General features: G+C 69.3%; 18 protein-coding genes and 1 tRNA gene. 8 read left to right on the plus strand and 11 right to left on the minus strand.

Translation table 11 applies throughout. The annotated features are described in order from the left end of the window. Positions 1-4 precede the first annotated feature (4 nt). From DJ017_RS05550 to DJ017_RS05565, 4 genes are all read left to right on the plus strand, one after another. A complete protein-coding gene (locus DJ017_RS05550) occupies positions 5-514 on the plus strand; it encodes an NUDIX domain-containing protein (RefSeq protein ID WP_111527777.1) in 510 nt (169 codons plus the stop codon). A 231-nt stretch (positions 515-745) separates the two neighbouring features. Then, a complete protein-coding gene (locus tag DJ017_RS05555) occupies positions 746-1,099 on the plus strand; it encodes a helix-turn-helix domain-containing protein (RefSeq protein ID WP_193539989.1) in 354 nt (117 codons plus the stop codon). A gap of 3 nt (positions 1,100-1,102) precedes the next feature. Further along, entirely contained in the window at positions 1,103-1,840 is a 738-nt protein-coding gene (locus DJ017_RS05560; RefSeq protein WP_111527779.1) for a helix-turn-helix transcriptional regulator, read from the plus strand. A gap of 85 nt (positions 1,841-1,925) precedes the next feature. After that, on the plus strand, positions 1,926-2,741 hold the full coding sequence (locus tag DJ017_RS05565; protein ID WP_111527780.1) for an acyl-homoserine-lactone synthase: 816 nt from the start codon (positions 1,926-1,928) through the stop codon (positions 2,739-2,741). On the opposite strand, the gene DJ017_RS05570 is transcribed toward DJ017_RS05565, so the two are convergent. Beyond that, positions 2,696-3,670 carry a cation diffusion facilitator family transporter gene (locus DJ017_RS05570; protein WP_111527781.1) on the minus strand — a complete coding sequence of 325 codons (975 nt, stop codon included), beginning with the start codon at positions 3,668-3,670 and terminating at the stop codon, positions 2,696-2,698. The genes DJ017_RS05565 and DJ017_RS05570 overlap by 46 nt on opposite strands. Positions 3,671-3,969: 299 nt before the next feature. Here DJ017_RS05570 and DJ017_RS21020 point away from each other — a divergent pair, with 299 nt between their 5' ends. After that, positions 3,970-5,214: a bifunctional DNA primase/polymerase gene (locus DJ017_RS21020; protein WP_111527782.1), complete on the plus strand. Its 1,245-nt coding sequence runs from the start codon at positions 3,970-3,972 to the stop codon at positions 5,212-5,214. After that, positions 5,096-6,418, plus strand: a complete 1,323-nt coding sequence (locus tag DJ017_RS05580; protein ID WP_165830531.1) for a type I restriction endonuclease subunit R — start codon at positions 5,096-5,098, stop codon at positions 6,416-6,418. The genes DJ017_RS21020 and DJ017_RS05580 overlap by 119 nt, the downstream gene beginning before the upstream one ends. 103 nt (positions 6,419-6,521) lie before the next feature. On the opposite strand, the gene DJ017_RS05585 is transcribed toward DJ017_RS05580, so the two are convergent. The 3 genes from DJ017_RS05585 to DJ017_RS05595 all read right to left on the minus strand — a co-directional run bounded on the left by DJ017_RS05585 (position 6,522) and on the right by DJ017_RS05595 (position 8,547). Then, positions 6,522-6,611, minus strand: a tRNA-Ser gene (locus DJ017_RS05585). Positions 6,612-6,667: 56 nt separating this feature from the next. Next, positions 6,668-7,642 (minus strand): hypothetical protein, encoded by a 975-nt coding sequence (locus DJ017_RS05590; protein ID WP_111527783.1) that lies wholly within the window; start codon positions 7,640-7,642, stop codon positions 6,668-6,670. Further along, positions 7,609-8,547 carry a tetratricopeptide repeat protein gene (locus DJ017_RS05595; protein ID WP_111527784.1) on the minus strand — a complete coding sequence of 313 codons (939 nt, stop codon included), beginning with the start codon at positions 8,545-8,547 and terminating at the stop codon, positions 7,609-7,611. The genes DJ017_RS05590 and DJ017_RS05595 overlap by 34 nt, the downstream gene beginning before the upstream one ends. Before the next feature lie 123 nt (positions 8,548-8,670). Here DJ017_RS05595 and msrA point away from each other — a divergent pair, with 123 nt between their 5' ends. Beyond that, positions 8,671-9,324, plus strand: coding sequence for a peptide-methionine (S)-S-oxide reductase MsrA (gene msrA / locus DJ017_RS05600; protein WP_111527785.1), 654 nt, complete (start codon positions 8,671-8,673; stop codon positions 9,322-9,324). Between the two features lie 28 nt (positions 9,325-9,352). Then, complete coding sequence (locus DJ017_RS05605) at positions 9,353-9,694, plus strand: MmcQ/YjbR family DNA-binding protein (protein ID WP_111527786.1); 342 nt, start codon at positions 9,353-9,355, stop codon at positions 9,692-9,694. Here DJ017_RS05605 and DJ017_RS05610 read toward each other — a convergent pair. The 7 genes from DJ017_RS05610 to DJ017_RS05640 all read right to left on the minus strand — a co-directional run bounded on the left by DJ017_RS05610 (position 9,691) and on the right by DJ017_RS05640 (position 13,484). Beyond that, a complete protein-coding gene (locus DJ017_RS05610) occupies positions 9,691-10,407 on the minus strand; it encodes a DUF599 domain-containing protein (RefSeq protein ID WP_227000031.1) in 717 nt (238 codons plus the stop codon). The genes DJ017_RS05605 and DJ017_RS05610 overlap by 4 nt on opposite strands. A 1-nt stretch (position 10,408) precedes the next feature. After that, on the minus strand, positions 10,409-11,686 hold the full coding sequence (locus tag DJ017_RS05615; protein ID WP_227000032.1) for an MFS transporter: 1,278 nt from the start codon (positions 11,684-11,686) through the stop codon (positions 10,409-10,411). A gap of 110 nt (positions 11,687-11,796) precedes the next feature. Next, positions 11,797-11,955: a DUF3309 family protein gene (locus tag DJ017_RS05620; protein WP_111527788.1), complete on the minus strand. Its 159-nt coding sequence runs from the start codon at positions 11,953-11,955 to the stop codon at positions 11,797-11,799. A 99-nt stretch (positions 11,956-12,054) separates the two neighbouring features. Next, positions 12,055-12,450 (minus strand): DUF983 domain-containing protein, encoded by a 396-nt coding sequence (locus DJ017_RS05625; protein WP_111529985.1) that lies wholly within the window; start codon positions 12,448-12,450, stop codon positions 12,055-12,057. An 80-nt stretch (positions 12,451-12,530) separates the two neighbouring features. Further along, complete coding sequence (locus DJ017_RS05630; RefSeq protein WP_111527789.1) at positions 12,531-12,767, minus strand: hypothetical protein; 237 nt, start codon at positions 12,765-12,767, stop codon at positions 12,531-12,533. A gap of 62 nt (positions 12,768-12,829) precedes the next feature. After that, positions 12,830-12,967, minus strand: a complete 138-nt coding sequence (locus tag DJ017_RS05635) for an entericidin A/B family lipoprotein (RefSeq protein WP_111527790.1) — start codon at positions 12,965-12,967, stop codon at positions 12,830-12,832. A 61-nt stretch (positions 12,968-13,028) separates the two neighbouring features. After that, positions 13,029-13,484: a Mut7-C RNAse domain-containing protein gene (locus tag DJ017_RS05640; RefSeq protein WP_227000033.1), complete on the minus strand. Its 456-nt coding sequence runs from the start codon at positions 13,482-13,484 to the stop codon at positions 13,029-13,031. Position 13,485: the final 1 nt, after the last annotated feature.

The raw sequence follows: 13,485 nt of genomic DNA on the forward strand, positions 1-13,485 counted from the left end.
CTGAGTGGCCGCCGAGGTCAGCGCCGGCGTGCTGGCCTGGCGCCGGGCGCGCGACACGGCGGAAGGTCAGGTCGAATTCCTGCTCGTCCATCCGGGCGGTCCGTTCTGGGCGCGCCGCGACCAGGCCGCCTGGTCGCTGCCCAAGAGCCTCGTCGGGCCGGGCGAGGAGACCTGGGCCGCCGCCGCCCGTGAGTTCGAGGAGGAGCTCGGCCAGCCGCTTTTCGGCCGGGCCATCCTCGGCGCGCCGCAGCCCCTCACCCCCTGCCGCACCCCGTCCGGCAAGACGATCCACGCCTGGCTCGTGGAAGCCGACATCGACGTCGCCGAGGTGCGCAGCAACCTCTTCGAGATGGAGTGGCCGCGCGGCTCCGGGCGGGTGCAGCGCTTCCCCGAAGTCGATCGCGCGGGCTGGTTCGATCCCGTGACGGCCCTGGCCAAGATCCACCGTGGCCAGCGTCCGATCCTGCTGGAGGCGGGTCGGAAGCTCGGATTTGGTTTCACGACAGACACATAAGGTGCGGCCTGCGGTCGCACCCATTCTACACGCCTCGCGCGTGGATTTCGGGGCGCCGCAGTCTAGGTGACCAACGATCACCTTACGGAATATGCTCGCGGCCCGGTTGCGTAGGCGCCATTTCGTTCGGAAACCGACGTGATGCGTCCCCAAAGCTTTTCCGCTAGACGATCAGTGACTCAAACACTTGTAACAGCGGAAACTGTCATGGAAGAGGGTGGTCCCGATAGGTTGGACCAGGCGCTTGGGCTCGCCATCCGTCTGCGCCGGCACGCGCGGGGCCTGAGCCAGTCGGCGCTTGGAGAAGCCATCGGCGTTTCCTTCCAGCAGATCCAGAAGTACGAGCGCGGCACCAACCGCGTCAGCTTCTCCACCATGGTGCGCATCTGCGAGGCCCTGGACTGCCACGTGGCGGACCTGGTGGCCGAGGTGGAGCAGCTCGACACCGGCGACAAGCACGAGGGCCAGGACCTGCTGACCCAGCCCGAAGCCGCCCCCCTGCTCGAAGCCCTGGCGCAGATCCGCTCTCCCGGAGTCCGCCGAGCTGTCCTAGAACTGGCGAGGAGCCTGGCCCGGGAGAGCTGACGCATGACTGACCGCTACGGGGAAGCCCTCAGCTTCCTTAGAGAAGCGCGGTCGATCAGCAATCTTTCGGAGCTGGAGGCCCGGTTCGCGGGCCTCATCAGCCAGTTCGGTTTCGAACAGACCACCTGCGTGCTGATGGCCGAGCCGGGCCGTCCAATCCGCCCGCGCGTTCTCTTCGGCCTCGGCGATATCGCCGGCCGCAACCAGTACATCTCAGACGGTCGCCAGCACTACGATCCGACCTTCCGCGCGGTGTTCTCCGCCACCCGCGCCTTCACCTGGACCGACGTCGAGCCGCTCGCCGTCAGCGAGGAGGCCCGCGATCTCTTCGCCACGGCCCGCGCCAATGGAGCGGAGGGACTGGTGGTGCCGATCCACGGCGCCTATGGCGAGGTTTCGGCCGTGCTCCTCACCGGCCGCGACGCCGACGTCACCGACCAGGCCCGCGCCGTGCTCCAGGCCTGCTCCTCGATGTTCGCCGTGGCCGGGGTCCAGTTGCTGGAACTGGAGAACGACGGCCCGGCCGACCCGGTGCTCACGCGCCGCGAGGCCCAGGTGCTCACCTGGCTGTCGCGCGGCAAGACGGCGCCGGAGGTGGCCGAGATCCTCGACATCTCCATCGGCACCACCAAGACCCATCTCGAGCGCGCCAAGGCCAAGCTTGGCCATCAGGCGACCATTCCGACCATCCTCGAAGCCGCCCGCCGCGGCTGGCTGATCGACCCCGACGACTTCCGCTAGGGCGGCAAGTCGGCGGATCGGCCGACTACCCGCCAGACTGCGGCCCGCGTGTGATCGACGCCGAAGCCATGGGGGGCTCGAGGGCATGATCCACGTCGTCACCGGCGCGAACCGACATCTCTATGCGGACGCCCTGGCGCAGATGCACCGCCTGCGCCGGGCCCACTTCGTGGAGGAGCGCGGCTGGACGGAGATGACCGTCCGCGACGACGGCGAATACGACCCCTACGACGACCACCTCGCGGTCTATCTGCTGAGCCTGGACGAGGAGGGGCGCGTCGGCTGCTCGATGCGCATGCGGCCGGCGCAGACGGGCTCGGTGCTGGCCGACATCTTCCCCCACCTGGTCGCCGACGACGAGCCGCCTCTGAAGGTCGCCGAGGTGTGGGAGATCAGCCGCTACTTCGCCGCCCCGCACTGCCGTGGCCGAGCCGGACGCAAGCCGCAGGCGGAGATCCGCCTCGCCGCCCTGGAGGTCGCCTGCGCCCGCGGCGCCACACGGCTCGTCGGCATGATCGACCTGGAGATCCTGCCCGGCATGCTGGCCGGCTCCGGCTGGCGGGTGCGCCCGCTCGGCCTGCCGGCGCCCTACGCCGAGGGTGTCGCCCAGGCCATCGAGGTGCAGGTGAGCCGCGGCGCCATCGCCGACATGGCCGAGACGTTCGGCCTCGAGTCCGAGGTGGCGCTGGAACTCGACCCCGCCCGCGCGCCGGTCCTGCCGCCGCACGAGATCGAGACGTTCCTGACTCTGGCCCGCGCTTCGAGCGACCGCTCGCGGGTCATCGCGGTCCTCGTGCGCCGGATCCTGGAGATCCAGGATGATGCGGGCGAGGAGCAGCTCCTGGCCATGGTCGCCTACGTGGAGGCCCTGCTGAGGGGCGAGGCTGCCCTGGCCCACTGATCCGGCCCGTCGGCCCGGGCGACCGTCTGCGCAGGCTTGGCGGGACGCAGGAAGACGCGGGTGATCCGCGCGTCGATCGCCCGGACCTTCGCCGTCAGCTCCTCCAGCGCCGTCTCCATCTCCGCGCGGCTGAGCGCATCGGAGAGATGCAGGGTGAGGGCGAACAGGATCTCGCGTGGGCCGAGGTGCATGCTCAGCACCTCCGGGATCGCCGCCACCCGCGGATCCGCCTCCAGCACCCGGCGCACCTCGCCCACGATCCGCGGCGTCGCCGCCTCGCCGGCCAGCAGGCTGCGGGTCTCGTTGGCAAGGAAGGCCGCCACGGCCACCAGCAGTAGGCCGATGAGGATCGAGGCCGCCCCGTCCGCCCAGGTCTGGCCGAGCCAGGCGGAGGCGCTGACGCCCACGAGGGCGATGACGAGGCCGGTGAGGGCGGCGCTGTCCTCCAGCAGCACAGCGAACAGGTTCGGGTCCTTGCTGCCGCGGATCGAGCGGAACAGCGGCGTGCCGCGCCAGAAGCTGCGGAACTCGCGGAGCGCCACGGTGAACGAAGCGCCCTCGAAGAGGATGGCCACGGCGATCACCACGACGTTGATCCACGGCCGCTGCATGGGCTCGGGCGCGCGTATCTTCTCGACGCCCTCCCAGATCGACACCGCCCCGCCCAGCGCGAAGATCGCCAGGGCGACGATGAACGACCAGAAATAGGCCTCCATGCCGTAGCCGAACGGATGGCTCTCGTCGGGCGCCCTGGCGCCTCGGCGCATGCCGAGCAGCAAGAGGCCCTGGTTGCCGGTGTCGACCAGCGAGTGGATCGCTTCGGTGAGCACCGCCGAGGAGCCGGTGAAGGCGAAGGCCACGAACTTCGCGAGCGCGATGGCCAGGTTGCCGCCGAGCGCGGCCAGGACGACGAGCTTGGAGCCATGCATGCGGGAAAAGCGCCTTTGAGGCCCTAATGGGCCGGACGCAGTCTCGGTTGCGGCGATGTCGGCAAGAACCGCCCGCGCCCCTCGGAGCGCTGGCGGTGAGAGAGGCCGTTCTCATATCGTTCGAGAAGGCCCGGTAAGCGCCGACTACTCCCGACATAGGTCGGAGTTTTGTTGAACATAAACAACGTGATAGCCTGAAATTCCTGTTTCCACGCGACCGGTTTCAACCGAAAACGGACCGGAGCGACCGGGGCGGGTCGGTTCGGCCGATCCGGGTCCCTTTCCGGCGGGAGTGAGTGATGGCGCTTACGTTGAAGAAGGTTGAGCGAGCGACTGAGCCAGGGCGGTATGGCGACGGATTCGGCCTGTACCTTGAGGTTCGATCGGCGCGTAACCGGCAGTGGGTGTTTCGGTACGAACGCGTCATCCGCGATGAGAGGGGAAGAACGCTCCTAAAGCCGAGTGGTAGGCCGAGAACTAGGGAGCACTGGCTGGGCCTTGGGCCGGCCCACACCTACGACCTAGACGAGGCCCGGGACCTGGCGAGAGAGATGCGGAAGCGTCTGCGGGAGGGCGAGGACCCAGCCGCAGCGCGGGCGGCCGAGCGGGCGGAAAAAGCCCACGCTGCAACCATTCAGCAGAAAACCCAACTCACCTTCCGCGAGGCCGCGGAGGCCTTTTTCGCCAGCAAGTCCGCCCAATGGCGGAACAAGAAGCACCGGGAGCAATTCACGGCCACCCTTGAGACCTATGGCCCAGCGAAGCGACAGCCGCTCGGCACGGCGAGGGGCGGCGCGGCCGGATCCGGAGCGCGAGCCGCCGCTATTCGTCATCCGGTCCAAGTGGGGCTTCTTCCAAGGCCTCGTTCTGAAACCTGGAGACTGCATCTCGGTGTGGGATCCATGCTCCCGTACCGCGGCGAGAATGACGGAGGATGCCGCGCATTCCCTCATCGAGAACGTGCTGCTCGTGTCCTGCCCGGACGGTGTGGTCCTCGTCGCTGTGGAGGAGGAGGGATGAGCGGCGTCCTCAAGGATGCGGCGCTCGCCTACGCGGCTAAAGGCATCCCCGTATTTCCCTGTAAACCCGCGGACAAGAGCCCGCTGGTAGGTCCTGATCGGGACGGCGGGGGGCGCCCTGTCCCGGGAAGTGGGGGGTTCAGGAAAGCCACGTGCGATCTCGCACAGATTGACGCCTGGTGGACCAAACATCCTGACGCAATGATCGGAATTCCGACCGGCTCTGCCAGCGGAATCGACGTGCTGGATATTGACGTGAAACACGACGGCTTCGCGTCAGTGCCCGGATGGGAAGCCCTTTCCCCCGTCATCGTCCGAACGCCGTCGGGCGGCGCGCATCTGTGGTTCAAGGCGGACGGGGTCCACTGCACCACGAGCGAGATCGGACCCGGCGTCGATACGCGCGGTGAAGGCGGGTACGGACGCTTACGACCTCAAGCAGGCGGTATCGGACGGCTTCCTTGTGCCTCCGAAGGCGATCGATGTGCCCCTCAAGTTCCCCCGCGCGGGCATCCGCTACGATGACCTTACCGACGACGAGAAGGACGAGTGGGACGCTCTCGACTGGGGTGAAGACGGTCCACCGGACAGCGTCGACGCTGCGGACGTGAACGACTGGCTCTTCAACATCAACACCGTCGACCAGATGCTCAAGCAGCTGATGGAAGACGGCCTCAAGGTGGCCGGCGGCGACCGCCTAGGCAAGACGATCATCTTTGCGAAGAACCACCGGCACGCGGAGTTCATAGTCGAGCGGTTCGATGCCAATTATCCGGCGTTCAAGGGCCACTTCTGCCGTCTCATCGACAATCAGGTGCGATACGCCCACGCACTTATCGAGGACTTCGAAGTACCGGAGAAGACGCCGCACATTGCAGTGTCGGTCGACATGCTCGACACCGGGATCGACATTCCGGACGTGCTCAACCTCGTCTTCTTCAAGATCGTCCGCTCGAAATCGAAATTCTGGCAGATGATCGGTCGGGGTACCCGTCTGCGGGAAGGCATCTTCGTCGACGCGGACGGCAACCGGAGCGACAAGGAATATTTTTACGTCTTCGACTACCTCGGCAATCTCGACTTCTTCAACGCCCAGATGGAAGGCGCTGAAGCGGCCGGCGAGGTCGCGCGCCGGCGGCTGCGAGGCCTGATGAGCCTGATCGAGCCGGGCAAGCAGGTGGTCGTCACCACGAACGTGGCCGACGTGATGGGCGCCAAACGGGAGGTGGAGTTGCTGGACTTGGGCGGCGCGTCGTCACTCGCCCAGTTCCGGCGCAAGGCGCGGGCCTATGTCGACGCGCATGCCGATCACGTGACGCTCGTCCGTCTCCGCCAGGGCCGGCCGCTGACGCCGACCGATCTGGACGAGTTGCAGAAGCTCTTCCTGGATGCAGGGTTAGCCGGGACCGAAGAGTTCGACCGCATCCGCAAGATGCCGGATCTGCCGGACTTCGTCCGCTCGCTGGTAGGGCTTGAACGGCGCGCAGCTCTCACCGCCTTCAATGAAGCCCTGGCAGGCACGGCGCTGTCGCCGCGCCAAATCCATTTCGTAGAGATGATCGTCGACTACCTGACCTCATCCGGCAAAATGGATCCGGCAGCCCTCTACGAGCCGCCGTTCACCGATCAAGCGCCAAACGGGATCAGCGACATCTTCGACGCTCCGTCGGTAACGCGCATCGTCACCACGCTCGAGAGCTTTGAGCCACGCTTGGAGGTTGCGGTGTGATGTCCGCGGCGAGAATTCGGACCGATCGCAGCTGACTATCCCGGGGATCAATCCGGGGGTTTGTCATCCGGGGTGTGTAAATCCCCATGTATTTCAATGGGGATGGCGGTGAGAGAGGGATTCGAACCCTCGATAGGCTTTCACCTATACACGCGTTCCAGGCGTGCGCCTTCAACCACTCGGCCACCTCACCCCACGCGGGAACGGCCAGGCCGCCCCGTTGGAAGGCGCGGAATATAGCGAGGAAGCCTAGCCGGGCAAGCGCCGCCTGAAGGCCTGTGTCAGACGGCGCGGATCGAACAGCGATCGGGGAGCCTTCGCCCTGAGCACGGCCTCCAACCGGACGGAGTCCGAAAGCCAGGCCTCGAGCCCGGCGCGGGCGTCGGCTCGCCCCTGGCGGACGGCCTCCTGGGCGGCGGCGAGGCGATCGTCCTGGCGGCGGATCGCGGCGCGGACGGCGGCCAGCCGATCGCCCGCGAACCGCTCGTCGATCTGGCCGAGCCGCGTCCGGGCGGCGGCGAGCATGAGGACCGCGCCGGGCGCGTCGCCGCTCCCGATCTCGCCCTCGGCGGCGCGCACCGCCCGCCTGGCGTCCTCGAGATAGAGCGAGGGGGTCACCGGCGCGCTCGCCGCGCGCGGGCAGGCGGCCGGGCTCAGCGCGCGCACATAGGCGGCCAGGCCGTCCAGCACCGCCGGCGGCGGCTCAGGCCCGTCGAACTCCTCGACGATCAGGCCGCGGATGAAGGGCTCGAGCTTCCGGCTCGCCCGCGACTGGTCGACCTTCAGCCGCGCCTTAGGGCCGCTGAGGTCCGGGATCGGCCTCGGATTGTCGATCCCGTCGCCACGATGGCTGGAGAACAGCGAGTCGGTGACGTCGGCCGTCCCCGGCGCGCCGGAGACGCCGGGGAACAGGAACGTCGGGTTGCTGCGTCCGCCCGCATGGCAGGTTTCGCAGGCGACCCCGGCCCGCGCCGCCTGGCCGCCCAGGAGGAGCGGCGTGCGGAACGCCGCCCGGCCCACCTCCACCTTCAGCGCCTCGGCGCGGCCGGTCGGGAGGGTCAGGCATTCGGTCGGCTCCCGGGCGAACGCGGCCTGCGGGTCGACGTCCTGCGCCGCCCAGCGGAAGGCGCGGATGGCCCCCGGCTCCGCCGCCAGGCCGAGCGCCCCGGCGGCGGTCGCGATCGCCAGGCCTAGCGCGGCGGCTCGTGGCCGAGGGCGATCCACCGGCGCAACTCCTCGGCGTCGGCGCAGCCGAAGGCGCACACCTGATCCAGCCTGGCCAGGAGCTTGCGGGCGCCGTCGAGGTCGCCGCGCACCACCTTCAGCTCGCCATAGTATTCGGTGGCGCCCACGTGGTCCGGGGCGATCGCCAGGGCCGCGCGATAGTAGCGCTCCGCCTTGTCCAGCTCGCCCTTCTTGCGCCAGGCGTAGCCCTCGTAGGTGAGGATGTCCGGGTGGGGCCCGAACGCCGCCTGCGCCTTGGCCAGCGAGGCCAGGGCGTCGTCGTAGCGGCCCTCGTTGATCAGGCTGACCGCCTGGACGTAGGCGGCGTCCCCGGCCTTGGGACCGCCGAACAGCATCGATCCGCTGAGCGCGGCGCTGGGCCGGGCGCCCTGCTGGGCCGCCTCCAGGGCGCTCACCATGCCCTTGAGGCTGGCGGCGTCCGGGCAGCTGTCGCCGCAGGCCTGGGCCTTGGCCTTCAGCCAGTCGATCTCAGCCTGCGCCTTCGGGTCCTTCAGGTTGGCCAGGGCCAGGCCGAGACCCGCGTGGGCGACCGCCGCGTCCGGGGCGAGTTTGACGGCCCGCTCATAGGCCCGCCGGGAGCCCTTCCAGTCATTGTCGCCGGCCTTGGCGGCGCCGAGCAGCCGCCAGGCGTCGGGGCTCTTCGGCACGGCGTCGGTGACGTGCTGGGCGGCGCGGGCGGCGTCGCGGTACTGCTTGGCGTTCAGCGCCGCCACGGCCTTGGCGTACTCCGCCGCCGGATCGTACTGCGGAGCCGAGGCGCTGGGCGCCTCGAACCCGCCGCCGCCGCCCCCGCCGCCCGAGGCCAGGGCGCGGGAGCCGACCGATATGGAAACCAACGCGGCCGCTGCGGCGACCGACAACACTGCCTTCAAGGTGGGACTCATCTCGCACCTCCTCCCATAACAGCGTTCGATGCGAGCTTGGCACGGAAGTTCCCCGGCGTCAGCCGTGCGTGCAAACGCCGTCCGGAGCCCCTATCTTGGAGCCTCCAAGGAGGCCCGTTCCCCATGCTGTTCGCCAAGAAGTCGCTCGACCTGCCGACGCCGGAAGAGGCGCTGCCGGGCCGCGCCCACGCGATCCCCACGGCCGATACCCACTTCGTCAACGGCCATGCGCTGAAGGGGCCCTACCCCGAAGGGCTGGAGACCGCCTACTTCGCCATGGGCTGCTTCTGGGGCGTGGAGCGCAAGTTCTGGCAGGTCCCGGGCGTCTACGTCACCGCCGCCGGCTACCAGAACGGCGTCACCCCCAACGCCACCTACGAGGAGGTCTGCTCCGGCCGCACCGGCCACGCCGAGGCGGTGAAGGTGGTCTACGACCCGCGCCAGGTCAGCTACCGCGACCTGCTCAAGCTGTTCTGGGAGAACCACGACCCGACCCAGGGCATGCGACAGGGCAACGACATCGGCACCCAGTACCGCTCAGGCATCTATGTGGTGAACGACGCCCAGGCCGCGGAGGCCGAGGCCAGCCGCGAGGCCTACCAGCAGGCGCTCGCCGCGAAGGGCTACGGCAAGGTGACCACCGAGATCGCTCCCGCCGGCCCGTTCTATTACGCCGAGGACTACCACCAGCAGTACCTCGCCAAGAACCCGAACGGCTATTGCGGCATCGGCGGCACGGGCGTGACCTGCCCCATCGGGGTCGGCGTCCGCGCCTGACGGCGGCGGGACCGGGAGGCTTGGGGGCGTGACGCGCGAGGAAGTGGAGGCGGTCGCCCTGGCCTTGCCGGCGGCCACCAAGGTCGTCCAGTGGGGCGGCTCAGACGTCTACAAGGTCGGCGGCAAGGTGTTCGCCATCTGCGGCCTGCGCGGCGGCCTGTCGTTCAAGGTCAGCGAGATCGGCTTCGTCGTCCTGACCGACGAGGGCGGCCCAGCCCGCCAGGCGCCCTACCTCGCCAAGGGCCAGTGGGTGATCGTCGACCTCGACGACCTTGAGGCGGAGGACGCCGCCGGCTGGATCGCCACCGCGCACTCGCTGATCGCCGCCAAGCTGACGAAGAAGGCGCGCCTGGAGCTCGGGCTGGGCTAGGCGCGCTCCGCCTCGGCCTTCTCCAGCAGCCGCCGCAGGTCCGCCACGGCGCGGGCGGTCGGCGAGACGCGCTGGCGCCAGACGAGCAGGGCCACCGCGCCGAGCGTCGCCGCCATGAAAGCCCAGGCGCCGAACAGCCAGGCCGCGGCCGCCAGCGCGAAATAGTAGGCGCGGACGCCGCGGTTGAACGAGCTCAGGGCCGGATTGAGCAGCCGCGCGACCACGTCGCCATAGGCGTGGTGCTCCTCGTCCTGGACCTGCACCGGCACGGCGCCGATCGCCGCGATGCAGTAGTTGAGCTGGCGGATCGTCCAGATCAGGTCGAGCAGGCCCCGCGCCAGGCAGGCCAGCACCAGGGCGAGCTGCGCCTCGAACAGCACCCGCGAGGAGGTCTGCACCAGCGCCAGGCTCGAGGCCGAGCGGAAGGTCCGTTCGCCGCCGAACAGGGCCCCGCCGATCGCCGCCATCAGGATCAGGTTGGAGGAGGTGAAGAAGGAGGTGGAGTTCAGCGCCTGGCCGAGAAGCTGGCCGTCCATGAACCGGTTCTCCCGGCCCACCATGTTGCGCATCCAGGCGTGGCGGATGACCGTCATGTCGGTGTTGATCAGCCGCCCCCGGCGGCCGAGCTGGGTGAGGAACGGCTCGTAGAACAGCCAGGCGACCAGGAAGATCGCCAGCGCCAGCAGGTCGAGCGGCTGCAGGGCGAGGCTCACCTCAGTCCTCCTCGATGAGGCTGGTGCGGTTGGTGTTGCGCAGCCGCGCCGCCACCACGGCCGCCGCGGCCATGACTAGGGCCACATAGACGTAGAAGGCGCTCTCGTGGCCGGCCTTCTTCAGCCAGCCCGCCGCATATTCCGCGGTGCCGCCGAACAGGGCGTTGGCGATGGCGTAGGGCAGGGCGACGCCCAGCGCCCGCACGTGGGTCGGGAAGAGCTCGGCCTTCACCGCCGCGTTCACCGCCGCATAGCCCGAGTGACAGAGGATCAGCAGCAGCACGAGCCCGAAGGCGGCCGCCGCGCTGCCCGCTCCGGCGATCGCCGTCATCACCGGATAGGTCGCCAGGGCGCCGAGCCCCAGGCCGACGGCCATGGTGGTCTTGCGCCCCACCCGATCAGAGAGCCAGCCGACCAGCGGCTGCAGCAGCATGTAGATCACCAGCACCGCCGCCATCACCTGGGTCGAGGCGTCCTTGGACAGGCCGGTGGTGTTGACCAGGAATTTCGGCATGTAGGTCGTGTAGGCGTAGAAGCTGAGCGAGCCGGCCGAGGTCAGGACGAAGATCGCGCCGACTTCCCGCGGATGGCTGCGGATCATGGCCAGGGTGTCGCCGCGCCGCCGCTCCGGCTGGGCCTGGGCGCGCAGGTAGGAGCTGCTCTCGGCGATGCCGGTGCGGATCCAGAACACCACCACTGCCAGCAGCCCGCCCACCGCGAAGGGCACGCGCCAGCCCCAGGCCTCCAGCGCCGGCTTGGCCAGCACCGCCTGCAGGATGAGGATCACCACCAGGGCGAAGAGCTGGCCGGCGACCAGGGTCACATAGTGGAACGAGGACCAGAAGCCCCGGCGCCTGTGGCCCGCCATCTCGGAGAGGTAGGTGGCGCTCGCGCCATATTCCCCGCCTAGCGACAGGCCCTGCACCAGGCGCGCGGCCAGCAGGCCGAGCTGGGCCCAGACGCCGGCCTGGGCATAGGTCGGCAGGATGGCGATGGCGAAGGAGCCGAGGCTCATCAGCGCCACCGAGGCGGTCAGGGCCGTGCGGCGTCCGGCGCGGTCGGCGAACACGCCCATCAGCCAGGCGCCCAGCGGGCGGGCGATGAACCCCGCGCCGAAGATGGCCGCGGTCTGCAGCTGCTGGTCGACCGCATCGCCGTGCGGGAAGAAGTGCCTGGCGAAATAGAGGCTGGCGTAGGAGTAGGCGAACCAGTCGTACCACTCGACCAGGTTGCCCGCCGATCCGCCGAGGATCGCCTTGATGCGCTGAAGCGGCGACATGGCCGTCACGCCACGCGCCGCTTCATCTGCCGTTTGGCTGGCCGCCATGCATCCCCCGCTCTGTTGCGGCGATGCTAGCGGCCCTCGCGCTCAAGCCAAAGAGGCGAGCGCTAGATCCGGCCCATCAGGACCAGGACGATGATGATCACCAGGATCAAGCCGAGGCCGCCGGATGGGTAGTAGCCCCAGCCGCGGCTGTAGCCCCAGTTCGGCAGGGCGCCGATCAGGGCCAGGATCAGGATGATGATCAGGATGGTGCCAAGGCCCAACGCTTCTCTCCTTCGTGTCACGTCCCGACTTGGCCGTTCCAGAACGGACGGCCCAAAGCGGAGGTTCCGGAGAAGAAGCGCTGTGGCCTGCGGCCGGAGTCAGTCGGCCGCGTCGGCGGTGTGGAAGCGGGCCTCGGTGTCCTTCACCCCGATGGCGTACATCAGGCCGATCCAGCCGCCCTTGATGCGCGGCAGGGCCGTCAGGGTGATCGCCGCCAGGGCCGACAGGATGATCGGCAGCGAGTAGAGCGGGTTCGATTCCCAGACGATCGGGAAGAACAGCATCGGCGCGACGATCAGGTGGCCGGTGACGAGGATCGTCAGATAGGCCGGGCCGTCGTCGGCTGGGTAGCGCGCCAGGTCGTGGTCGCAGGCCTCGCAGCGGCTGGAGACCTTCAGGTACTTCCAGAACAGCCGGCCCTTGCCGCACGAGGGGCAGCGGCCCGTCAGGCCCCGCATGACCGAGGGGCCGATCGGATGAGCGGTTTCACGCATGAGCGCCATATGCGCCCGCGCCGGCGGCGACGGAAGGGCCCCGGGCGCATAGGTCGCAGAAAAAGCTCTGCCGTGGCGCTTCAGTGGCGCTTCGGATGGTCCTTCTGGCGCTCGAGCGGGGTCGGCGCGCCCGTCGCGTCGGTGTCGTTCGGCGCGTCGCCTTCCTCGGTGTTGGCGCCGCCCTCGCGCAGGATGTGCGGATCCTCGCCGGAGATCGTCGTGCCGCGCGAGGCGCCGATCGCCGGATCGTCCTGGAGATCGTCGCGCGGCAGGCTGGTCGGCGTGTGGCCGGAGGGGCTGTGCTTGGAGCTGGTCATGGGGCCTCGCGGTTTTCGGGTTCGTGGTCCGAACCGCCGTCCGCGGGCCCCTGTTCCAGTCTTTAGTGCTTGGCGTCGGAGGCCGTGGAGGTGACCGCCTTGCCGGCGGCTTCCACGTCGCGCCCGAGGCCTTCGACGGTGTTGCAGGCGGAGACCAGCAGCGCGGCGGCGGCCGCGGTCAGAACGATCAGCTTGCGCATAGGACGCCCCTTTCAAGTCCAGGTCGGATGGGCGCCGATGTCGTGCGCGCCGCCCTCACAGTCAAGCTTGCGGGCGCATTCGGGCGAGATCGTGGAGCTGGCGCGCCATTCGTTTGACGTGGCTGCCCGGCCAGTAGAGCCGGCCGCACGACGGGCAGGCGCGGTACGGCCCGCCGAGCGCCCGGGCGTCCGCCGGCATGCGCCCGACCTCATCCTCGTCCGCCTCGCGCAGCGGCGCATTGTCGATGACGCAGCGGGTGAAGGGGGCGTGCTCCCAGTCGATCGGCAGCCGCGCGGCGAGCGCCGCCGCCTGGTCGGCCGTCTTGTCCTGGCTCAGCAGCACGGCCGAAGGTCCGGCCCGCTCGGCCAGCCTGCGGTCGCGGGTGACCAGCACCCGGCCCTCGGCCTTGATCTGCTGCAGCATCGGCGTGTCGCGGCCGCCGTCGGCGGCCAGCAGGGTGTCGTAGCCGGCCGCGCGCAGCAGACGGGCCAGCCTCGCCAGCATCTCGTCGCACATG

The sequence above is a fragment of the Phenylobacterium soli genome, assembly GCF_003254475.1.
Classification (GTDB): Bacteria; Pseudomonadota; Alphaproteobacteria; order Caulobacterales; family Caulobacteraceae; genus Phenylobacterium; species Phenylobacterium soli.

Coding starts and splice junctions, on each gene's coding strand:
- DJ017_RS05560 (WP_111527779.1), top strand. CDS start 1,103: ATGACTGACCGCTACGGGGAAGCCCTCAGCTTCCTTAGAGAAGCGCGG.
- DJ017_RS05565 (WP_111527780.1), top strand. CDS start 1,926: ATGATCCACGTCGTCACCGGCGCGAACCGACATCTCTATGCGGACGCC.
- DJ017_RS05570 (WP_111527781.1), bottom strand. CDS start 3,670: ATGCATGGCTCCAAGCTCGTCGTCCTGGCCGCGCTCGGCGGCAACCTG.
- DJ017_RS21020 (WP_111527782.1), top strand. CDS start 3,970: ATGGCGCTTACGTTGAAGAAGGTTGAGCGAGCGACTGAGCCAGGGCGG.
- DJ017_RS05595 (WP_111527784.1), bottom strand. CDS start 8,547: ATGAGTCCCACCTTGAAGGCAGTGTTGTCGGTCGCCGCAGCGGCCGCG.
- msrA (WP_111527785.1), top strand. CDS start 8,671: ATGCTGTTCGCCAAGAAGTCGCTCGACCTGCCGACGCCGGAAGAGGCG.
- DJ017_RS05615 (WP_227000032.1), bottom strand. CDS start 11,686: ATGTCGCCGCTTCAGCGCATCAAGGCGATCCTCGGCGGATCGGCGGGC.
- DJ017_RS05625 (WP_111529985.1), bottom strand. CDS start 12,450: ATGCGTGAAACCGCTCATCCGATCGGCCCCTCGGTCATGCGGGGCCTG.
- DJ017_RS05630 (WP_111527789.1), bottom strand. CDS start 12,767: ATGACCAGCTCCAAGCACAGCCCCTCCGGCCACACGCCGACCAGCCTG.
- DJ017_RS05635 (WP_111527790.1), bottom strand. CDS start 12,967: ATGCGCAAGCTGATCGTTCTGACCGCGGCCGCCGCCGCGCTGCTGGTC.
- DJ017_RS05640 (WP_227000033.1), bottom strand. CDS start 13,484: ATGTGCGACGAGATGCTGGCGAGGCTGGCCCGTCTGCTGCGCGCGGCC.